This window comes from Ruegeria sp. CDSC051 (genome assembly GCF_059610665.1).
The window spans coordinates 323,019-344,601 of sequence record NZ_JBXWOC010000005.1; the positions used below are offsets into that span (position 1 = coordinate 323,019).

The 21,583-nt window shown below is 57.0% G+C and carries 21 protein-coding genes; 6 read left to right on the forward strand and 15 right to left on the reverse strand.

Annotated elements, in window-relative coordinates; all coding sequences use genetic code 11:
* The first annotated feature begins 68 nt into the window (after nt 1-68).
* Nucleotides 69-647: a nitroreductase family protein gene (locus AC2FH0_RS14285; RefSeq protein WP_142636600.1), complete on the forward strand. Its 579-nt coding sequence runs from the start codon at nt 69-71 to the stop codon at nt 645-647.
* Nucleotides 644-1,342 (forward strand): EI24 domain-containing protein, encoded by a 699-nt coding sequence (locus AC2FH0_RS14290; protein WP_282021506.1) that lies wholly within the window; start codon nt 644-646, stop codon nt 1,340-1,342. The genes AC2FH0_RS14285 and AC2FH0_RS14290 overlap by 4 nt, the downstream gene beginning before the upstream one ends.
* Nucleotides 1,343-1,345: 3 nt before the next feature.
* Here AC2FH0_RS14290 and AC2FH0_RS14295 read toward each other — a convergent pair whose 3' ends face one another.
* Nucleotides 1,346-1,621, reverse strand: a complete 276-nt coding sequence (locus AC2FH0_RS14295; protein WP_142636598.1) for a DUF1467 family protein — start codon at nt 1,619-1,621, stop codon at nt 1,346-1,348.
* Between the two features lie 17 nt (nt 1,622-1,638).
* On the reverse strand, nt 1,639-2,043 hold the full coding sequence (gene mce, locus AC2FH0_RS14300) for a methylmalonyl-CoA epimerase (protein ID WP_496708710.1): 405 nt from the start codon (nt 2,041-2,043) through the stop codon (nt 1,639-1,641).
* Nucleotides 2,044-2,177: 134 nt separating this feature from the next.
* Between mce and AC2FH0_RS14305 the strand changes: the two genes are divergently transcribed.
* Nucleotides 2,178-2,894 (forward strand): response regulator, encoded by a 717-nt coding sequence (locus AC2FH0_RS14305; RefSeq protein WP_496708709.1) that lies wholly within the window; start codon nt 2,178-2,180, stop codon nt 2,892-2,894.
* Nucleotides 2,895-3,088: 194 nt separating this feature from the next.
* Here the strand turns inward: AC2FH0_RS14305 and aspS are convergent, their stop codons facing one another.
* From aspS to AC2FH0_RS14325, 4 genes are all read right to left on the reverse strand, one after another.
* Nucleotides 3,089-4,864 carry an aspartate--tRNA ligase gene (aspS, locus tag AC2FH0_RS14310; protein ID WP_142636592.1) on the reverse strand — a complete coding sequence of 592 codons (1,776 nt, stop codon included), beginning with the start codon at nt 4,862-4,864 and terminating at the stop codon, nt 3,089-3,091.
* Between the two features lie 79 nt (nt 4,865-4,943).
* On the reverse strand, nt 4,944-5,615 hold the full coding sequence (locus AC2FH0_RS14315) for a CPBP family intramembrane glutamic endopeptidase (protein WP_496706671.1): 672 nt from the start codon (nt 5,613-5,615) through the stop codon (nt 4,944-4,946).
* Nucleotides 5,612-6,259, reverse strand: a complete 648-nt coding sequence (locus AC2FH0_RS14320) for an aminotransferase class IV family protein (protein ID WP_496789640.1) — start codon at nt 6,257-6,259, stop codon at nt 5,612-5,614. The genes AC2FH0_RS14315 and AC2FH0_RS14320 overlap by 4 nt, the downstream gene beginning before the upstream one ends.
* Complete coding sequence (locus AC2FH0_RS14325; protein ID WP_496789641.1) at nt 6,214-7,341, reverse strand: aminodeoxychorismate synthase component I; 1,128 nt, start codon at nt 7,339-7,341, stop codon at nt 6,214-6,216. Before AC2FH0_RS14325 ends, AC2FH0_RS14320 begins: the two co-directional genes overlap by 46 nt.
* A 177-nt stretch (nt 7,342-7,518) precedes the next feature.
* Here AC2FH0_RS14325 and carB point away from each other — a divergent pair, with 177 nt between their 5' ends.
* Entirely contained in the window at nt 7,519-10,863 is a 3,345-nt protein-coding gene (carB, locus tag AC2FH0_RS14330) for a carbamoyl-phosphate synthase large subunit (RefSeq protein WP_496701517.1), read from the forward strand.
* A gap of 60 nt (nt 10,864-10,923) precedes the next feature.
* Here carB and AC2FH0_RS14335 read toward each other — a convergent pair whose 3' ends face one another.
* From AC2FH0_RS14335 to AC2FH0_RS14345, 3 genes are read right to left on the reverse strand one after another with little or no spacing between them, the layout of a single operon-like run.
* Complete coding sequence (locus tag AC2FH0_RS14335; protein WP_496691003.1) at nt 10,924-13,974, reverse strand: efflux RND transporter permease subunit; 3,051 nt, start codon at nt 13,972-13,974, stop codon at nt 10,924-10,926.
* A gap of 11 nt (nt 13,975-13,985) precedes the next feature.
* Nucleotides 13,986-15,023 (reverse strand): efflux RND transporter periplasmic adaptor subunit, encoded by a 1,038-nt coding sequence (locus tag AC2FH0_RS14340; protein WP_271949243.1) that lies wholly within the window; start codon nt 15,021-15,023, stop codon nt 13,986-13,988.
* Nucleotides 15,020-15,487, reverse strand: coding sequence for a MarR family winged helix-turn-helix transcriptional regulator (locus tag AC2FH0_RS14345; protein WP_185956678.1), 468 nt, complete (start codon nt 15,485-15,487; stop codon nt 15,020-15,022). The genes AC2FH0_RS14340 and AC2FH0_RS14345 overlap by 4 nt, the downstream gene beginning before the upstream one ends.
* 166 nt (nt 15,488-15,653) lie before the next feature.
* Between AC2FH0_RS14345 and AC2FH0_RS14350 the strand changes: the two genes are divergently transcribed.
* Nucleotides 15,654-16,778, forward strand: a complete 1,125-nt coding sequence (locus tag AC2FH0_RS14350; RefSeq protein WP_496789642.1) for a beta-ketoacyl-ACP synthase III — start codon at nt 15,654-15,656, stop codon at nt 16,776-16,778.
* 220 nt (nt 16,779-16,998) lie between these two features.
* On the opposite strand, the gene AC2FH0_RS14355 is transcribed toward AC2FH0_RS14350, so the two are convergent.
* Nucleotides 16,999-17,460 carry a hypothetical protein gene (locus tag AC2FH0_RS14355; protein ID WP_142636888.1) on the reverse strand — a complete coding sequence of 154 codons (462 nt, stop codon included), beginning with the start codon at nt 17,458-17,460 and terminating at the stop codon, nt 16,999-17,001.
* A gap of 353 nt (nt 17,461-17,813) precedes the next feature.
* Between AC2FH0_RS14355 and AC2FH0_RS14360 the strand changes: the two genes are divergently transcribed.
* Nucleotides 17,814-18,392, forward strand: a complete 579-nt coding sequence (locus tag AC2FH0_RS14360) for a thymidine kinase (protein WP_142636576.1) — start codon at nt 17,814-17,816, stop codon at nt 18,390-18,392.
* On the opposite strand, the gene AC2FH0_RS14365 is transcribed toward AC2FH0_RS14360, so the two are convergent.
* From AC2FH0_RS14365 to AC2FH0_RS14385, 5 genes are all read right to left on the reverse strand, one after another.
* Nucleotides 18,389-19,339: a 2-hydroxyacid dehydrogenase gene (locus tag AC2FH0_RS14365; protein WP_496789644.1), complete on the reverse strand. Its 951-nt coding sequence runs from the start codon at nt 19,337-19,339 to the stop codon at nt 18,389-18,391. The genes AC2FH0_RS14360 and AC2FH0_RS14365 overlap by 4 nt on opposite strands.
* Nucleotides 19,339-19,677: a tRNA-binding protein gene (locus tag AC2FH0_RS14370; protein ID WP_282021513.1), complete on the reverse strand. Its 339-nt coding sequence runs from the start codon at nt 19,675-19,677 to the stop codon at nt 19,339-19,341. Before AC2FH0_RS14370 ends, AC2FH0_RS14365 begins: the two co-directional genes overlap by 1 nt.
* A complete protein-coding gene (gene proC / locus AC2FH0_RS14375; RefSeq protein WP_496706683.1) occupies nt 19,670-20,485 on the reverse strand; it encodes a pyrroline-5-carboxylate reductase in 816 nt (271 codons plus the stop codon). Before proC ends, AC2FH0_RS14370 begins: the two co-directional genes overlap by 8 nt.
* A gap of 36 nt (nt 20,486-20,521) precedes the next feature.
* A complete protein-coding gene (locus tag AC2FH0_RS14380; protein WP_496691006.1) occupies nt 20,522-21,022 on the reverse strand; it encodes a type III secretion system chaperone family protein in 501 nt (166 codons plus the stop codon).
* A 308-nt stretch (nt 21,023-21,330) separates the two neighbouring features.
* The gene (locus AC2FH0_RS14385; protein ID WP_142636566.1) at nt 21,331-21,579 is read right to left on the reverse strand and encodes an accessory factor UbiK family protein; all 249 of its coding nucleotides are present in this window, start codon (nt 21,577-21,579) and stop codon (nt 21,331-21,333) included.
* Nucleotides 21,580-21,583 lie beyond the last annotated feature (4 nt).

Sequence of the window (21,583 nt, forward strand, 5' to 3'; positions counted from 1 at the left end):
CCGATTGCACTTGAAACTCGCCAGACGTTCAACCAGATACAGACAGCCTATGTAAAGGAAGTTAACATATGTCCTTGAAGAATCCGGCCGCTTTTGAGTTTCTGCAGACCCGTCGGTCGCGCCCAGCCAAAACGTTGATTGAACCGGCCCCCGACCGTGAGCAGCTGATGCCCCTGCTGACCGCAGCAGCCCGCAGCCCGGATCACGGAAAACTGGAACCTTGGCGGTTCATCGTGCTTGAAAAAGGCGCAATGGGGCGCCTGTCGGGGTTGACGCAGGAATGCGGTGAGGCGCTTGGCAAATCCCCTCAAGACATTGAAAAAGCGCGCGGACAGTTTGATTTAGGCCATCTCGCCGTCGCTGTGATCGAGGTTCAGAAGCCTTCGGAAAAGATTCCAGCCATCGAGCAGACCTATTCAGCTGGGGCTGTTTGCCTTGCTTTGCTGAACGCTGCTTTGACCGCAGGATGGGGCGCGAATTGGTTGTCTGGCTGGCAAACCCACGATCCAGAATTCTGTCGCAAGGCGTTTGGATTGCGGGATAACGAGAGTGTTGCCGGTTTGATCCATATCGCGACCGAGGGCTCGACCCCGCCCGACCGCCCTCGCCCGGATGTTGATGCCCTGACCGAATGGGTCACAGAATGATCATCCTCAACGCCTTTTTTTCAGCGCTTGGTCAGATCGGAGACCCGAAATTCCGCGGGGTCCTGCTTCGGGGCATTGGTCTGACCATTCTTATGCTGATCGCAGCCTGCGCCGGTGCAATTTGGCTGATCAACCGGCTGTCAGGGGACGAGATATCGCTGCCATTCATTGGTGCAGTTCCCTGGCTGAATGACGTCCTCAGCTATTCCGGCATTTTCCTGGTGCTGATCCTGCCAGTGTTTCTGATGATTCCCGTCGCCTCAGCCATCACGTCTGTTTTTCTGGACGATGTCGCGCAAGCTGTAGAGGACAGGCATTATCCGAGCCTGCCCGCGGTTCCACGCATCCCGATAGGCGATGCGATCACTGACGCGCTTGGCTTTATGGGCGTGTTGATCCTGGCCAACCTTCTGGCGCTGATCCTTTATGCGATCTTCACGCCACTGGCCCCGTTTATCTTTTGGGCGATGAACGGATTTCTGCTGGGGCGTGAGTATTTTACGCTGGCAGCCATGCGCCGTATCGGGCGTGAGGGCGCGCGAAAACTGCGGGCACAACATTCGTCAACAATTTGGCTTGCGGGCACGTTGATGGCCATCCCACTGTCTATTCCGCTGGTGAACCTTGTGATCCCGATTATCGGAGCTGCTACATTCACGCATATCTTTCATAAGCTGTCAGGGCCAACGCCCTGAAGCTTAGTTTCGCGGTTCCATTTGATTTAGCCAGTCGAAATCCCGTACCGAAATCACGCCCGAAATAATGATCCCTGCAATGATAGCCCAGAGCACAACCGACACCCCGGTGGTGATCCATAACTTTTTCTTCATGTGATGCACTTCCGGGGCCCCTGAATGGGTGCCGGGAACGACCTCGCCCAAATCACCCTGGGTCTTGATGCGGATCGGCAGAATCACCAAAAGCGTCATGAACCAGATGACGGCAAACAGAACCAGTCCTGCAGTGATCGTCATGTGTACACCTCCGGTGTTTATACCTGTTCCAACTCGACCAGACAGCCGTTGAAATCTTTGGGATGCAGGAAAAGAACCGGTTTCCCGTGCGCCCCGATCTTGGGTTCACCGCTACCCAGCACCCGGGCGCCGGTTTCTTTCAGATGATCCCGCGCGGCAATGATGTCCTCGACCTCATAGCAAACGTGATGGATTCCACCGGCGGGGTTCTTCTCTAGAAAACCGTTGATTGGGCTGTCATCGCCCATCGGATACAGTAATTCGATCTTGGTGTTGGGCAATTCGATGAACACAACGGTCACGCCATGATCGGGCTCATCCTGCGGCGCGCCAACCTTGGCACCTAAAGCGCTGCGGTACTGTTCAGACGCCGCCACAAGATCAGGGACGGCAATGGCAACGTGGTTTAAGCGGCCAATCATGGAACTCTCCTACCTTCTGCGTTGCAGCGGTTATGGGGACAGATCAGGCAAAGGACAAGTGCGCCAAATTGCCGTTAACCCCGTGTTAGCCAGAAGTTCCTAGCGTGAAGCATCTGCTGAATAGGAGTTCTGCCATGGACGATTCGAGCCCCTTCACCGCACCCGCACAGCCAACGGCCACGCGGCCGCTGCTGGGACAAACCATTTTGGTTGTTGAGGACAGCCGCTATGCCTGCGACGCTATCCGGTTAATGTGTTTGCATTCGGGTGCGCGGATCAGGCGGGCCGATTGCCTGAAGTCCGCCCGGCGCCATCTTCAGATCTATCGACCTTCGGTGATCTTGGTGGATATGGGGCTGCCAGATGGCTCTGGCGCTGATCTGATTGCCGAACTGGCCATGACTACGCCCCGGATCGGAGCGATTCTGGGCATGTCAGGCGACGACAATTCAAAAACCCTTGCGACAGAGGTTGGTGCGGACGGGTTTCTTGCCAAACCGCTTAACTCACTGTCCTATTTCCAGTCGTCTATTCTGAATTGCCTACCTGAAGACCGCCGCCCCTGCACGCTCCACGCCGTTCGGGATGAGGTGATATGCCCCGATCCTATGGCCTATCAGGACGACATGGCACATATTGCCGATGTTCTGGCCGGACCGAATGACCATCGGTCACTGGACTATGCGGCCCAATTCCTGCGCGGAGTTGCCCGTGATGCGGAAGATACGGTTCTGGCCGAAGCCGCCCAGCAGTTGGCAGCCTCACGCGCCGCTGGTATGCCCATCACCGCTCTGACAGCCCAAGTTGCGGGAATAGTGCAGGCCCGTCTGGAACAGCGCGAGGCTATCTGAAGTGACAACCGCATATCTAATTACCGCATCGCTCCTTTGTCTGTGGGCATACAGACAGACACGCGTCAGCGCGCGTGACATTCGGAACAGCCGCGAGAGGAAAAAGGACCATTTCCTGTAAACCCGCTAACAGCGAATTGGGAATGGGTTGAAAACAGAAAAACCCGCCACAGGCGACTGTGGCGGGTTTTCTATCAGTCCTGAGGGATAATCCGCAGGCCCAACTCCATCAGCTGGTCCGAGGCCGGGTCGGACGGTGCCTGCATCATCAGATCCTCGGCACGCTGGTTCATCGGGAACATCATGACTTCGCGGATATTGGCTTCATCGGCCAAAAGCATCACGATCCGGTCGATACCAGCTGCACAGCCACCGTGCGGCGGGGCACCATAGTGGAAGGCGTTGAACAGCGCGCCAAAGCGGGATTTCACCTCATCCGCGCCATAGCCAGCCAGCTCAAAGGCCTTCAGCATGATCTCGGGCTTGTGGTTCCGGATCGCGCCCGAGACCAGCTCGTATCCGTTGCAGGCGAGGTCATATTGATAGCCGCGCACATCCAGAGGATTGCCGTTCAGCGCCTCCATCCCGCCCTGCGGCATCGAGAAGGGGTTGTGTTCAAAGTCGATCGCACCGGTTTCTTCGTCTTGCTCATAGATCGGGAAATCGACGATCCAGGCAAAGGCAAAGCGGTCTTTCTCAGTCAGGTTCAGTTCATCACCGATCACATCGCGCGCCCTGCCGGCCACCTTTTCAAAGGCTTTCGGTTTGCCGCCCAGGAAGAACGCCGCGTCTCCGACGCCCAGACCCAGTTGCTGGCGGATCGCCTCGGTCCGTTCAGGGCCAATGTTTTTGGCCAGTGGACCGGCGGCCTCCATCCCTTCGCCCTGATCGCGCCAGAAGATATAGCCCATACCGGGCAGACCCTCTTTCTGGGCAAAGGCGTTCATGCGGTCGCAGAACTTGCGGCTGCCACCCGTCGGCGCAGGGATAGCGCGGATTTCGGTGCCATCCTGCTCCAACAGCTTCGCGAAAATCGCGAACCCAGACCCGCGGAAGTGGTCGGAGACCACTTGCATTTTAATAGGATTCCGCAGGTCGGGCTTGTCGCTGCCATACCACAGGGCCGCGTCCTTGTAGGAAATCTGCGGCCAGTCCTGATCGACTTTACGGCCGCCGCCGAACTCTTCGAACACGCCGGTCAGAACGGGCTGAATCGTGTCGAATACGTCCTGCTGCTCGACAAACGACATCTCAAGGTCAAGCTGGTAGAAATCGGTGGGTGAGCGGTCGGCACGCGGATCTTCGTCGCGGAAACAGGGCGCAATCTGGAAATACTTGTCAAAGCCCGACACCATGATCAGCTGTTTGAACTGTTGAGGAGCCTGCGGTAAGGCATAAAACTTACCCGGGTGAAGACGTGACGGAACGAGGAAATCGCGCGCGCCTTCAGGCGAGGACGCCGTGATGATTGGCGTCTGATACTCGCGGAAGCCCTGATCCCACATCCGGCGGCGCATCGAGGCAACAACGTCCGAGCGCAAGGTCATATTCTGCTGCATCACTTCGCGGCGCAGGTCTAGATAGCGATAGCGCAGGCGCGTTTCCTCAGGGTATTCCTGATCGCCGAACACCATCAGCGGCAGCTCGTCAGCGGCGCCCAGTACTTCCAACTCGCGCACGTAAACTTCGATCTCGCCCGTGGGCAATTTCGCGTTCACCAGATCAGCGGCGCGCGCTTTGACTGTGCCATCGATACGGATACACCATTCCGAGCGGACTTTTTCCAGTTCGGCGAATGCCGCGCTGTCGCCGTCGCACAAAACCTGTGTGACGCCGAAATGATCGCGAAGGTCGATGAATAGAACGCCGCCGTGATCTCGGACCCGATGCACCCAGCCAGACAGGCGAACGGTTTCACCGACATTGGCGGCGGTCAGAGCGGCGCAGGTGTGGCTGCGATAGGCGTGCATGGATCATATCCCTTCGGGCGCAGAATTGGTCGGGCCGATACACCGCGTCAGACTGGGAAAGTCAAGGCAAGTCGCACCGTCAAAACGGCCTTTGCACGTTGCCTGAGTAGAAATAGATGCCCAGACCCACCGCAAAGATGATGTTCCCCGCGATGGCATGCAGCAGAACCGCATAGAAAAACGATCCGCGTTTGCGATAGGCCCAGGTAAACAGCAACCCTCCGGCAAATGTCATCAGAGCTACGATCCAGCTCCAATACATCAAATGCGCAAGCGAGAAGAGCGATGCATTCAGCAGATAAGCTGTGCGTCCATTGGGCAGGATTGCGTGGTAGCGACGAAAGAACAGCGACCGGAACAGCAGCTCTTGCGGCAGGGCGGAAACGAATGGGTAAAACACCCAAATCATCGCCAGCAGCTCGGGTTGGTTGTGCAACAGGAAAAAGGCAGCTTCGGGACGGGTCAGTCGTACTAGCGCAACACAAAACAGGGTCATTCCCACAGCAAAGCCGGCGACTTCCGGCCAGGACCAGTTGCGCCAGTTATATCTCAATTCCGCCCAGGCAAATCCGTGCGTGAAATGCAACAACACGATCCCGATGGCCGTAAAAGTAAACAGCGATGGAAACATCCAGTTTGGCGGGAAAAGTACGGCGATCAGCACAGGTATGGCGACGAAGAACAAACCGAATTCCAGTCGCAACCAACGGGAAGGTGCTGCGGCTTCAGCCCAATCGGTTTGCCTGTTCACAGTACCGCCAATTCTGCCCAGATCAGGCCTCGCAAGGAATTGCCCATCCAGAACCTTTCCGCGCTTTGCAGGTCGGTCATGGTCAGCACCGCCTCGCTGACTTTATTATTTTCCAGCAAGTCTTCGCGCAAGATCCCGGGAAGCAAGCCGGAGGACAAGGGCGGCGTCAGGCAACGACCATCGGGCATGTCCAGAAAGATGTTAGTGATGGTGCCCTCGCACACTTCGTCACGCTCATTCAGAAACAGCCACTCATCTACGCCCTCTGGCAGTGCCACCCGGGCCCGGTCATAAACATCGCGCTGCGTCGTCTTGTGCTGCAACCAGATATCAGAGGCAGCAAGCCTCGTATTGGAAACTGCGACCCGCCAGACGAACGGGTTATCCGCCAGTGCACCGGTTGTCACGCCAAACCCGCCACTGATGTCCATCGTCAATCGACAGCGCAATGAGGTTGAACCCGCAACTTGGTCGAGCGTTGCAATCGCGCGCCCTGCATCGAAAGGAAGCCCCAATGCCCGTGCCGAACGCTCCATCCGGGCTAGGTGTTTTCCAACACGCACAAACCCGCTCTCTGGCCGGAATGCCAGCGTTTCGATCAGACGGAAGTCAGGGTCAGCTGGTGGGCGAAACGTGCCTTCCATAGCGCTTCCTCATATTCGGATGGGGCTGTGCTGTCCCAGACAACGCCCCCACCCACATTCAGCGTGGCCTTGTTGCCCTCGACCAGCAGCGTGCGAATAGCCACGTTGAACTCGGATCGCCCGTCTGGCGCGGCCCAACCGATAGCACCACAATAGATATCGCGTGGCCAGGGTTCGAGATCGGTCAAAATCTCCATCGCGCGAATTTTGGGCGCGCCTGTGATCGAGCCGCAGGGAAACAACGCGTTTAGGATATCGGAAAGTTCTGCCCCAAGATGCAGCTGTGCCTGCACCAGCGAGATCATCTGATGCACGGTTGCATATGTTTCGACCTTGAATAGCTCGGGTACCTTTACGGACCCCGGCAGCGCAACCCGGCTGATGTCATTGCGCAGAAGGTCAACGATCATGAGGTTTTCAGCGCGGTTCTTCTCGTCTCTCGACAAGAAATCGCGGCGGCGCGCGTCCTCGGCCATGTCTTCGCTGCGGGGTTGTGTGCCCTTCATCGGGCGGGTTTCGATCGTCCGATCTGCACCGGTGCGAAAGAACAACTCTGGCGAGCGGCTGAGCAAATCGGGCAAATCATCCTGCTGAACCAGCGCTCCGTGACCGACCGGCTGGCCCACAGCCAACGCCGCATAAAGCGCGGCGCTATCCCCTTGCAATGTCAGGTCAATGGGGAACGTCAGGTTGGCCTGATAGATATCCCCTGCCCCGATCGCATCGTGGACCAGCTGAAAGGCGCTTGCATATCTTGCCTCGTCCCAGCGCGGTGTGAATTCGGCAACACCGCCTAGGGGTGCGGGCAGATCGCACTGGCCTGGCGCATCATAGGCACCGAAACACAGCAGTGGCAGGCGGCGGTCAGTAGGCATCCGGTCCAACAGGCGGGGTTCCAACGCATATCCAAGCTCATAGCTTGCATAACCGGCCAGCCAGGCCCCATCCGCGCGTGCCTCATCCAGCGCCGCCAAAGCCTGTGGCACGTCTTCCGCTTTGTCTGCGCGGATCACCCGGTCTGGCCGTTCGAAATAAGTTCCCGATCCGGCCGGCCCCTGATCAAAACGAATACGCACGTGCATCCTCATTTGTCGTGCTGCGCGGTATAGACAATACGGCGGTAAGGGAAAGAGGGGAAAGCGGCAATTTCGCCCCTGTTTCCGATACCTCTTGAACCTTTTGGCGCGGTCCCTATAACGCAGAACAATTTGGGCACGCGGGCGGTGCCCTGACTCGCAGTTAACCGAAGGAAACAGGCTATGCCGAGAAGAACCGACATCCAGTCGATCATGATCATCGGGGCGGGCCCCATTGTCATCGGTCAGGCCTGCGAATTCGACTATTCAGGCGCACAGGCCTGTAAAGCCCTGCGCGAAGAAGGATACCGGGTCATTCTGGTAAACTCAAACCCGGCTACAATCATGACCGATCCCGGTCTGGCCGATGCCACTTATATCGAGCCGATCACGCCCGAAGTTGTCGCCAAGATCATCGAGAAAGAACGCCCCGACGCCTTGTTGCCCACAATGGGTGGGCAGACCGGACTGAACACCTCACTTGCACTGGAAGAGATGGGCGTACTGGACGAGTTCGGTGTCGAGATGATCGGTGCGACCCGCGACGCCATCGAAATGGCCGAAGACCGCAAACTATTCCGCGAAGCGATGGATCGGCTGGGCATCGAAAACCCCAAGGCCACCATCGTTACCGCCCCCAAGCGCGACGACGGCTCCACCGATCTTGATGCTGGCGTCCAGATTGCCTTGGGCGATCTGGAAGACATCGGCCTGCCTGCCATCATTCGCCCCGCCTTTACCATGGGCGGCACCGGCGGCGGTGTGGCTTATAACCGCGAGGATTATATTCACTTCTGCCGCTCTGGCATGGATGCCTCGCCGGTAAACCAAATCCTCGTCGATGAGAGCCTGCTGGGTTGGAAAGAGTATGAGATGGAGGTGGTACGCGACACGGCCGACAACGCCATCATCGTCTGTTCCATTGAGAATATCGATCCGATGGGTGTGCATACCGGCGACTCTATCACCGTGGCCCCTGCCCTGACACTGACCGACAAAGAATACCAGATCATGCGCAACGGCTCCATCGCCGTTCTGCGCGAGATTGGGGTCGAGACTGGCGGTTCGAACGTACAATGGGCGATCAACCCCGAAGACGGCCGAATGGTCGTGATCGAGATGAACCCCCGCGTGTCGCGTTCGTCCGCGCTGGCGTCCAAGGCGACCGGGTTCCCGATTGCGAAGATCGCGGCCAAACTGGCTGTTGGCTATACGCTGGACGAGCTGGACAATGACATCACCAAGGTCACGCCCGCCTCCTTCGAGCCGACCATCGACTATGTCGTGACAAAAATTCCGAAATTTGCGTTCGAAAAGTTCCCCGGCTCTGAACCTTACCTGACAACGGCGATGAAATCGGTGGGTGAGGCCATGTCCATTGGCCGCACGATCCACGAATCGATGCAAAAGGCGCTGGCCTCGATGGAATCCGGCCTGACTGGCTTTGATGAAGTAGAAATCCCCGGCCTGAACGTTGGTGTCTGGGACGAGGTCAGTGACAAAGTCGCGGTGATCAAAGCGATCAGCAAGCAAACCCCCGACCGTCTGCGCACCATCGCGCAGGCCATGCGTCACGGTTTGACCGACGATGAGATTTTTGGGGTCACCAAATTTGACCCTTGGTTCCTGGCCCGAATACGCGAGATCATCGAGGCCGAGCGTCAGTTGCGCAAAGACGGCCTGCCGGTGACCGAAGAAGGTATCCGCAGGCTGAAAATGCTTGGTTTTACCGATGCGCGCTTGGGCAACCTGACAGGCCGTGACGAAGGCAATGTACGCCGCGCCCGCCGCAATCTGGGTGTTAACGCAGTGTTCAAACGCATCGACACTTGCGCTGCCGAGTTTGAGGCGCAGACGCCCTATATGTACTCGACCTACGAAGCCCCTATGATGGGTGATGTTGAGTGCGAGGCGCGCCCGAGTGACCGCAAGAAGGTTGTTATCCTGGGCGGCGGACCCAACCGGATCGGTCAGGGGATCGAATTCGACTATTGCTGTTGTCACGCCTGCTTCGCACTGACCGATGCGGGCTATGAGACCATCATGATCAACTGTAACCCCGAAACGGTTTCGACCGACTATGACACTTCAGACCGGTTGTATTTCGAACCGCTAACTTTTGAACACGTGATGGAAATCCTGACGAAAGAACAGGAAAACGGCACGCTGCACGGTGTTATCGTTCAGTTCGGTGGTCAGACCCCGCTGAAACTGGCCAACGCGCTGGAAGAAGAAGGCATTCCGATCCTCGGCACCACGCCCGACGCCATCGACCTGGCCGAAGACCGCGAGCGGTTCCAGGCGCTTGTCAATGATCTGGGCCTGAAACAGCCCAATAACGGCATCGCATCGACCGACGAGCAAGCGCTGAAAATCGCCGAGGATATCGGCTTTCCGCTGGTGATCCGTCCCTCCTATGTTCTGGGTGGCCGCGCGATGGAAATCGTGCGCGATATGGACCAGCTGCGGCGCTATATCAACGAGGCCGTGGTGGTCTCGGGCGACAGCCCTGTGCTGCTAGACAGCTATCTGGCGGGCGCGGTTGAACTGGATGTCGACGCGCTGTGCGACGGCACGGATGTTCATGTCGCAGGCATCATGCAGCATATCGAAGAGGCCGGCGTGCACTCGGGCGATAGCGCCTGTTCGCTGCCACCTTACTCGCTGTCGAAAGAAGTGATTGGCCGGGTCAAAGAGCAGACCTTCAAGCTGGCCAAGGCGCTGAACGTTGTCGGCTTGATGAACATTCAATTCGCGATCAAGGATGATGATATCTACCTGATCGAGGTCAACCCGCGCGCCTCGCGTACCGTGCCCTTCGTGGCCAAAGCGACGGACAGCGCCATCGCCTCAATCGCCGCGCGTGTGATGGCCGGCGAGAAGCTGGCGGATTTCCCGTTGCGCCCGGCTTATAAGACCGTGGACGACACCAAGATCGCCGACCAGATGACACTGGCAGACCCGGATATGCCGTGGTTCTCGGTGAAAGAGGCGGTGCTGCCCTTCGCCCGGTTCCCCGGCGTCGACACTATTCTGGGGCCTGAGATGCGCTCGACCGGAGAAGTCATGGGCTGGGACCGCGACTTTCCCCGCGCCTTCCTCAAAGCACAGATGGGTGCGGGAATGGTGCTGCCATCCTCGGGACGTGCGTTTATTTCGATCAAGGATGCCGACAAGACGCCTGCCATGCTTGAGGCCGCACAGGTTCTGGCCGCGCAGGGCTTTGCCCTTGTCGCCACCCGCGGAACGCAAAGCTGGCTGGCCGAGCACGGTATTGCCTGTGATCTGGTCAACAAGGTCTATGAGGGCCGTCCTGACGTGGCTGACATGCTTAAAGATGGTCAGGTACAGTTGGTGATGAATACCACCGAAGGTGCACAGGCGGTCGAGGACAGCAAGGCCATCCGGTCCATCGCGCTTTATGACAAGATCCCATATTTCACCACCGCCGCCGCCAGCCACGCTGCCGCGTTGGCGATAAAGGCGCAGGCCGAAGGTGATGTCGAGGTGAGGTCCCTGCAAGGCTGACCTTCTCCCACTACACCAGAATAAAGCAAAACCCCCGGTCCATGACCGGGGGTTTTTCATTTAGACAACCGGCTGCGGTGGTTTCTTGCGCCGTTCCTCCGGCAGGAAGAACACCATGTAGAACACGGGGGCCGCCACCATGGTAAGGACCGTGGCAAAGGCCAGACCTCCCATGATGGTCACCGCCATCGACCTGAAGAACGCATCCGTCAACAACGGAGCCATACCCAAAATCGTCGTGATTGCGGCCAGCATCACGGGGCGCAAACGCGAGACCGAAGCCTCTATGATCGATTCACGCAACCCCTGCCCGGTTGCACGTACCAAGTCGATCTCTTCGACCAAAACGATACCGTTCTTGATCAGCATCCCCGATAGGCTAAGCAGTCCCAGTAGCGCCGTAAATGTGAACGGCAGACCCGTTCCCAGCAGACCGATCACCACTCCGTTTACCGACATCGGTACCAACAGCCAGATAATGATCGGCTGACGAATGGCGTTGAATATCAGCACCGAAATCAGAACCATGATCAACAGGCTCAACGGCAACTGACGACCCAGGCTTTTATTTGCATCGCCAGCATTCTCGAACTCTCCACCCCATTCCAGTCGATAGCCCGCTGGCAGCTCCATGCTTTCGATGGCTGTGCGGACTTCGGAATGAACCTGCGCAGCTGTCAAATCCGGCGGGATGTCGGCCCCTACCGTAATGGTCAGCACACGATCCCGGCGGTGAACCAGCGTATTGAGTGCCTTATATTCGAACCTGTCGACCATCTGCTCGATCGGCACGAATTTCTGCGACTGGTCCGAGAATACAACCTGATCCACGATCGAATAATCCCCGTCCACCGGGCGGCGCAAGATGATCGGAATCAGACGGTCGCGCTCGCGGAACACACCACCGGTGATCCCATCGGTCGAGAATTGCAGAGTCGCCGCGATATCTTCGCGCGACACCCCTGCGGTCTGCGCCCGTTCGGTCGCATAAATTGGCTGGACAGCCAGCCCTTGTTCGCGCCAGTCGTGATAGACGTTCAGCGCATTGGGCGAGGCCGCGCGCATCGTCTGCACAGCCTCATTCGCAAGTTGCCGAAGCACCGCCGGATCGCTTCCCGAGAAACGGGCCTGAATTGGATCACCGCCGCCAGGACCAAAGACCAGCCGCTTGGTGCGGAACTTGCCTTCGGGGAACTGCGCCGAGCCAAACGCCTCGAGATCCGCCCGCAAAGCCGGAATGTCATCCAATGTTTCCGTCCGGATGATCATGTGACCGTAGCTGGGGTTCGGTTTTTCCGAAGAGTAGGTCAACAAAAAACGAGTTGCTCCTTGCCCAACAAATGTCGTGACAGATACCACATCGTCCCGATCCGCCAGCCAGTTTTCGAAAACAGCCATATCCTCGGCGGTGCGCGCAATGGGTGTGCCCTGCGGCAGGTTGTAATGCACGAAAAACAGCGGTGTATTCGAGTCTGGAAAGAACTGTTGTTTGACCAAACCAAATCCTGCGAAACAGACCACGGTAATGCCCACCAGCATTGCAATCACCATCCAACGGAACCGCAGCGCCCAGTTTAGGATCGCGCCATAAACACGGAACATGATCCCGCCATAGGCATCAATTTCACCTTCTTTGCCCTGCTTGAAGAAATAGTGCCCAAGCATCGGAGTCACCGTCAGCGCCAGGGTCCAGCTCAGCAGCAGCGATATCCCGATAACAGCAAATAGCGAAAACAAGAACTCGCCCGTCGCATCAGGGCTAAGACCAATCCCGGCAAAAGCCATGATGCCAATCACCGTTGCTCCCAACAGCGGGATTTGCGTTTTGGCCGCAGCCTCATCCGCCGCATCACGCGAATTCTTGCCGCGCAGCATTGCAATCTGCATTCCTTCGGCCACCACAATGGCGTTGTCCACCAACATACCCATCGCGATGATCAAAGCGCCCAACGAAATTCGTTCCATCTCGATCGAGAACAATGCCATGAACAACAACGTGCCAACCACGGTCAGCAACAGAGTTGTTCCCACAACCACAGCCGCGCGCCAACCCATGAACAGGGCCAAAACCGCAACAACAATAGAGACCGACAGCGCGAGGTTCACCAGAAAATCGTTCGATGCCTGCTCAACAACGACGTGCTGCTGGTAAATCGGCAGGATTTCGACACCATAGGGGATCTGAGGATCCAACTCGGCAAATTTCGCGTCAGCACGCTTGCCGACCTCAACGATATTATCAGTCGAAAGCCCAGCGATACCCAGAGTGAAAGCTTCGGTCCCGTTGAACCGGATGATGACATTAGGATCGGTTAGGCGACCACGATGTACATTCGACATATCGAACAGGTTGATAACCTGGCCCTGCGATCCAACAGAAAGGCCAGCAATGGCGGAAACCGTATCGGACCCTTCGGCGGTTAATATCGCGGTCCGGCCATCTTCTGATCGCAATGACCCCGACGAGTTTACCGAGTCCGCATTTGTAATCGCGTCGGTAAGTGCCTGCAGAGGCACGTTCTGGTTCACCGAAATAGACAGGTCGGGTTCGATAAAGATCGCCTCTTGCGGCAGGCCCATCACCTCGACATCCGCGACACCGTCAACCGTCAGTAGTTCGCGCCGAAGAAATGTGGAAAGCTCATGTTTTTCAGCGTCCGAGAAGCCCTCGGCCGTGACCGCATAAAACAAGCCAAACACATCGCCAAACCCGTCATTGACCAGCGGATCACCCACCCCGGATGGCAGTTCCCGTGAGGCGTCACGGACCTTGGCGCGCAATTTGGTCCAGATCTCCGGCAGCTCGGTCCCATCATAGGCTGAGTTAATCTCGACCTCGATCAGCGAAAAACCGGGCTGGTTCACTGATGTGATTGTCTTGACCTCGCCCATCTGCTGGATAGCGGATTCCAGTGGCTCTGAAACCTCCAGCGCCACTTGTTCAGCCGTTGCCCCCGGATACTGGGTTGCGATGACGGCGTTTTTGATTGTGAAGGCTGGATCTTCCAGACGGCCAAGCGACAGAAATCCCCAGATACCGCCGAACAAGGCGATCAGGATGACCAGCCATGTATAGATAGGGCGATCAATGGATGCGCGTGCGATGTTCATCAATCCGCCCCTTAGTTGGCAAGACCGGTAAAGCGGCGCACCACCTGACCGTCAATCAAAACGTCGCCGCCGGCGACAACGATTTCTTCCCCGTCACTTAGGCCGTCCAGTACGTTGACATCACCGGTTTCCGTGGGCTCGATGGTAACAGGGACGCGGCGCAGTGTCCCTTGGTCAGCCCCAGTCGGAGAAAACACCATTACGCCCAGCGCCCCTTCGACATCGGCCACAATGGCTGTAGGCGGAACAAAGATTCCCCGTTTCTGGTCCTTGACCCGAACGGTCACAGTAGCCGACGAACCAGGCAGAATTTGCAGCCCTTCAGGCGGTGTCAGGCCAAATTGGATGCGGAAGGTTTGACCGACGCTTGAAGATTCAGCATCGAATTCGCGGATCTGAAGCGGGAAGACTTCGTCGCTCACCGGAAATTTCGCGGTGATGGTGATGTCATCCTGCTGGCCCGACCGTTGAAACAAAATTTCGGGTACGTCGACCTCAATCCGAAGTTCGGACATATCATGGATACGCACGATCGGGGTACCTGCGGAAACAGTGGTAAAGGCCTCGACCGCCCGGCTGGACACCAGCGCGTTAAATGGTGCCGTCAATGTCGCCTGTTCCAGGTCGTAAAGCGCGTCACGCACAGCGATATCAGCCAGTTGCGCCGCAGTCTCAGAGTCGTCCACAGCCACTTGGCTGGCCGCAGTTCCCCGCAGCCGAGACAGGCGGGCCAGGGTCCGATCCGCCTGATCTTTCTGCAGAACGGCACGATCATAGCGGCGCTGGAACGGCTCACGATCCAGCTCGGCGATCAGCTCACCCTTGGGGATGACAAATCCTTCAGCCACTGGCATTTCAACAATCTGTCCAGCCACCTGAAAGGCCAGATCAACCGTTTGCCGCGCAGCGACGCGACCAAAGAACTGACGTGTGAACCCAGGCGTGGTTTCCTTTACCACCATCAGCTTTACCGGCTTGGCAGCTTCTTCAGCCATGATTGAGCTGGAGAGAAAGATCAGGGCCACGCCCAAAGCAGAGATCAGTTTCATTTCTTCAGTCCCTCGGGAATTCCAGTTTTCAGTATGTTTTCCCGGATCTTCCGGGCCAGTCTTGCGAATTCTGCGGTTTCATCTTTGTTCAGTCCGGACGCGCGCTGAAACAGGGCGCCCGCTTGGGCTACAAGCATCTGGCGTGTTTCTGTGCCTTTTTCGGTCAAAACCAAAAGCCATGCACGGCGATCCTCTGGATCGCGTTCGCGTCTCAGATAGCCCGCTTTTTCCAAGGCATCGGCGGTCGACGTGATTGTCGAAGGAACTGACAGCATGTCAGCCGCCAAAACGCCCATGCGCCTGGGCTGATCCAATTTGATCACCATATGGCATTCCTGATGGCTCAGCTCTATTTCGATGGCATCGAAGCTCTCCTCGAGCTTCCAATAGAGCGCATACACACCCATCATCGCCTGCATCTCGGGGCTTAAGCGATGCAACAGAGTGTTATGATCATGGGCCATGGGATGATTCCTTGCAGAATTTGACGCGTATATACTTCGAAAAACGAACTATTCAAGAACTGAAGCTCAATTTCCAACCAAGCTTAACATTCCCTCGGGTCAATCTCTCTTGAACAATACCAATCATAACGGCATTTTAGGTGAATCCAGAAATCCAGGACCCAACATGTATACGCCAGCAATCACCGGCTCGGGTGTTTTCACGCCAGATAATGTCATTACGAATGCCGAGCTCGTTTCGGCCTTCAATGCACATGCCGACAGGATGAACACCCAGAACGCAGAGGCGATTGCCGCTGGTGACGTTGAGCCGATGCAGCATTCGTCTGAAGAGTTCATTCTGAAGGCCTCCGGAATCGAGAACCGCTATGTGATGGACAAAGCGGGCGTTCTGGATCCCGACGTGATGCACCCGCTGTTTCGTCAGCGCTCTGACGATGAACCTGGCATCATGACCGAAATGGCCGTTGACGCCTGCAAGAAAGCGCTGGCACAGGCTGGGCGCAACGGGGACGATGTTGATCTGGTAATCTGCGCGGCTTCGAACCATGAACGGGCTTATCCTGCAATCGCGATCGAGATCCAGCAGGCGCTGGGATGCAAAGGGTTCGGATTCGATATGAACGTTGCCTGTTCTTCGGCCACGTTCGGCATTCAGGCGGCGGCGGATATGGTCAGGTCCGGTTCGGTCAAATGTGCGCTTGTGGTAAACCCCGAGATTTGCACGGGCCACCTGGAATGGCGTGACCGAGATTGCCACTTTATTTTTGGTGACGTGGCAACGGCCACCGTGATCGAACGGATCGAGGATGCGACCGGACCGCATTTCGAGATTTTGTCGACCAGCTGCGCCACGGATTTTTCCAACAACATCCGAAACAATAATGGCTTCCTGCGTCGCACTCGGCCAGAGGGATTGACCGACCGCCGCGACATGCAGTTCATGCAAAACGGCCGTAAAGTGTTCAAAGAGGTTCTTCCAATGGTCAGCAAACACATTGCCGATCACATGGACGCCGAAGGGATCAGCAACGCCGATCTCAAACGTCTTTGGCTGCATCAGGCGAACAAAACGATGAATGATTTCATCGGTAAAAAAGTCATGGGCCGCGAGCCCGCCCCCGGAGAGCAGCCAAACATCCTGCAAGACTATGCGAACACGTCCTCGGCAGGGTCGATCATCGCATTTTCGAAATACTCGGACGATTTCACCGATGGCGAGATCGGTCTTATCTGTTCCTTCGGAGCGGGGTATTCCGTGGGTTCGGTAATCGTGAAACGGCACGGTTAAGACAACACTCCGCGCAACTACAAATTCGTACAAGAAAACCGGGCTCATTCTACCCGGCTTGGTTGTTTGATCCTTGTTTCAGCACTGGCATCACCCCGTCCGGCGGCAAGCGGCAAAAGCCCCAGCATGCGAGCGTTCAGATCGGGTCAAGCTTGACCTAGCATGTCATGAGTATCGGTACGCACACCAAACTAGATCAAGACACGCAGCTTCCCTTGCCTCAGCTCACGCTTTCTTCTTCCAGGTGCAGCTTCATTTCGATCAGAACATGCTGCAGCAGGCTGGTTTCCTTCAACAGGCGTTTGGCCTCGTTCACCGTGATGATACCGTCTTCGATAGCAGACTGGTATTCGGTCATAAGCATGGCAAAGCGTTGGCTCAACGCGATGACATCCGAATTCACACCTCCGGTGCGAGGAGCGTCAGTGTTGCGGCCATCATATGACAGCGTAATGTTCTTGAGGTCGGCCAAAGCCGACGTCACATGCGGAAAGTTGGCCACCGCCTCAAGGCGTGCAACTGCATCAACCGGCATGAACCGATCAGCATGCTCTGCATTATCTGAATAATATCGGCCAAGCGTGGCTTTGGATTTACCCGTGATCTCACACGCGGACTCAATTCCAACGTCCTTGACCAACGCTTCGGTGTGCTTTTTGAGATAGGCCCCGATATCTGCCATGTTTTTACCTTTGCTACCTGCCTTCCCCACTACATCTGCCATTGCGGGGGAAAGGGAAATGAAATTTCCCATACCTGAGTCATAATTGAAATGCGATATGTTGGCTATCCCTCAGATATGCGAGGGTTTTGTGAGTGAGTGGCGGCAATAATGCCGGTAGCGAGTGATAGCGGGGCACATATTAGCCCCGCTTCGTTTAGGCCGCTTATAGGCCGAAGGCGTCGCTGTTGTGAGTGCAGGGGCTCCATCCCCAAAGAGCGTGAGCTCATCCCCTAACTGGACAACGGCGGCGTCGCTCATTTCGCCACATGAGATGGCTTGCCCAGGCGGGGCTGGCGAATTAGACCCGAGCCATGGCAAAACTTTACTTCAACTACTCGACTATGAACGCGGGCAAATCGACCGTGTTGCTGCAGGCCTCGCATAATTATCGCGAGCGCGGCATGGATACTTACCTGATGACGGCTGCATTGGATGGACGCGCCGGTGCTGGGAAAATTGCCTCGCGGATTGGGATATCATCCGAGGCTGATACTTTTGACACCGATGATGATGTTTTCGCCATGATCGAAGCCCGTCTGGCGCAAGGCAAAATTGCATGTGTCTTTATCGACGAAGCCCAGTTCCTGACCGAAGATCAGGTCTGGCAACTGGCCCGCGCCGTAGATGACCTGAACGTGCCGGTGCTGGCCTATGGGTTGCGGGTCGATTTTCAGGGCCGGCTGTTTCCCGGGTCGGCCGCCTTGCTGGCGCTGGCGGATGAGATGCGTGAGGTTCGCACGATCTGCGAATGCGGCCGCAAGGCAACAATGGTGATTCGTCAGGACGAGAATGGAAATCCCATCACCCAGGGTGCTCAGGTTCAAATTGGTGGCAACGAAACCTATGTCTCGCTGTGCCGCAGGCATTGGCGCGAGGCCGTGGGCACCTAAACCGGATTTGGCAGCGGACGCCCCTGAACAAAGGCCGCAACATTATCTAGCGCCATGTGCCCCATATCGCTGCGGACCTCCTCAGTCGCGGTACCCAGGTGGGGCAGCAGGGTCACGTTCTGCAAATCTGTCAGAGCTTGCGGCACTGCGGGTTCGAATTCGTAGACATCCAGACCCGCACCCGCGATTTGCTTTTCTTGCAACGCCGAAATCAGGGCCGATTCATCCAATACCTCTCCCCGAGAAATATTGATCAGGATGGCAGCAGCGTTCATCGCCTGCAGCACCTGCGCATTGATCAGATGCCGGGTTTCGGCACCGCCCGGCACAGCCAGGATCAGGAAATCTACACCGGCAGCCAAAGCTTTGAGGTCTGGGACATAATCCGCCGGAAACTCTAGCTCCTTTGGGCTACGCGATTGATAGGCGACGTGCATACCAAACCCATAGTGGCAACGTCGCGCGATGGCTTGCCCAATGCGCCCCATGCCCACAATGCCGACCCGTTTGCCGGTCACGTGATGGCCCAACATCTGTGTCGGGTGCCAGCCCTGCCAAAGGTTTGAACGTACCAGCCGTTCGCCTTCTCCGGCGCGGCGGGCCGTGGACAGCAGCAATGTCATGGCGATATCGGCAGTCGCATCTGTGACAGCGCCCGGCGTGTTGGTCACGGCAATTCCGGCGTTACGGGCCGCGTCCACATCAATGTGATTGTACCCAACCCCGAAATTCGCCAGCAGCTTGCATCGCGGTTTCGGCACCTCAGCAAAGATCTGGGCAGAAAACAGGTCGCCCAAGGTCGGCACCACGACATCGAATTCGGACAGCGCATGCCCCATTTCCTTGGGTGACATCGGCAAGGTTTCACTGCGCATCTCTGCGTCGAACTCTGCGCGTGCACGTGCTTCGACAGAGGCGGTCATCGGTCGGGCAATGAACACACGCATCAGTGCATCCGCCCACCGGTTGGAACCTTGCCATCCGGCCCGATCAGGACGATCTCACCAGTCTCATCGGGCAATCCCAAAACAAGCACTTCGGACATGAACTTGCCGATCTGGCGCGGAGGGAAATTTACCACCGCCATCACCTGCTTGCCCACCAATGAGGCGGGATCATAATGCGCAGTGATCTGGGCCGAGGTTTTCCGCTCGCCGATGTCTCGTCCAAAATCGATCCACATCTTGATCGCTGGCTTGCGCGCTTCGGGGAAGGGCTCGGCGCGGATAACCTCGCCGACGCGAATGTCGACCTTAAGAAAATCGTCGAATGTAATTTCACCCACGAGACAGCTCCTTGGACCGATCGGTTGCGGCTTTAACAGCGCGGTGCAGCAGGTCGGGAAAACCGAATTCGTCGTGCATCAGGACCTCAAGCGCGGCCTGCGTGGTTCCATTAGGCGAAGTGACATTGACGCGCAGTTGCGAAGGGTCCTCGTCAGACGCCATGGCCAAGGCCCCTGCCCCGGCGACCGTGGACTTGGCCAGCCTCATCGCCAAATCATGTGGCAGGCCCTGAGCCTGACCCGCGGCAGCGAGCGTTTCTATAAGGTGGAATACATAGGCAGGGCCGGACCCGCTCAGCCCGGTAACGGCATCAATCTGCGCCTCATCCTGCAATCTGACCGTCTCACCGACCGCAGATAGCAGGTTTTCGGCTAGGGCCAGATCCGCATCCGAAACAGCAGAATTTCCAATCAACGCCGTGATTCCCTGTCGGATCGCCGCCGGGGTGTTCGGCATGGCACGCACGATTGGTGTTTTCTGGCCCAACACCTCTTCGAATGTGGAGATTGAGGTGCCTGCCGCGACCGACACGAACAGGCTGCGCCCGCCGCCCAAGGCTGTAATTGCGGGCAGCGCATCGCCCATCATCTGCGGCTTTACCGCGACCAGCACAACTGCAGGCGCCTCGGGTAGCGGGGTATTGATGTTGACGCCCGACGATTTCAGCCAATCCGACGGGAAAGGGTCAATCACCCAGACTGACGAGGCAGGAAGGCCATGCTCTAACCACCCGGCAAGCATGGCCGATCCCATCTTGCCGCATCCCAAAAGCACCAGCCCCTGTTCGGCGACGCGTGACATGTCCATGATTGCCCCTCCGCTTATTTGGCTCGGGGCAAAGCTTTACGCGCGGCCGTAGGCCTCTGCAATGGCGACTTGCATCGCGTCTTCCGGGGTACGGTTGCCCCATGTGACCAGTTGGATCGCGGGATAATAACGCTCGGCGCTCAGGACCGCTGCAGTGATCATCGTATCAATCTGTTCCGGGCTGGCCATCTGACCACCCGCAAGAACCAGACCGTACCGGTAAACCATCAGCTTCTGATTGGCCCAGTATGTGAAGGCCCCGGCCCAGCACTGATCGTTCATCTTGTTCAGAAGTTCATAAAGCTCGGTCTCGCGCGCCTCAGGTGGCTCCATCTCGAACGAGCACACCATACGCAGCGTTTCGTCATAATTCGACCAGGCCAGCGTAATCGAGTAGGTGCGCCACTGTCCTTCGACAGCCATTGCGATCTGATCATCCCCGATCCGATCAAAGTCCCAATCGTGATGTTCGGCAAGATGTTCAACAATGTCGATCGGATGAAGGTCTTCGTCAAGAAACTGCTCGGAAAGGGCCATAATGCCACCTCACTAATTTCTAGCATTTCGGGGCTGGCAGCGCCCCAGCGCTAGTTGCCTGCTCTACAAGCCGGGCTTCCCCCATAGGCCTGTACTAAATATGGTGCGCTGTGGGTGGTGGCCTGACAACCCCCATTTTTGGGGATAACAGCAATAAGTTGTGGATAGCTGGCAACGGGGATCAAAATATTGGCATCAGATGCAGCTTTGTCTTGATTAATTCCCGCAAGACGGCATGATGCACAACACCGCACAACCCAGAACCGGATTGCGCGGCGTTTGTTTTTTTTCGAAAATTTCGCGGGGGATTATTCGCCCAGCTTGGCTTCCAACGCTGCAATGCGCGCCTCGAGCGCTGTGTTTTCCTCGCGCGCTTTCTGAGCCATGGCACGGACAGCGTCGAATTCTTCGCGTGTGACGAAATCGCGATCAGCCAGCCAACGGTCGATCATCGACTTCATGGCGTTCTCCGCCTCGTCCTTTGCGCCTTGGGCAACACCCATGGCGTTGGTCATGAGTTGGGAAACATCATCCAGAATCTTGTTGCGGGTTTGCATGGTT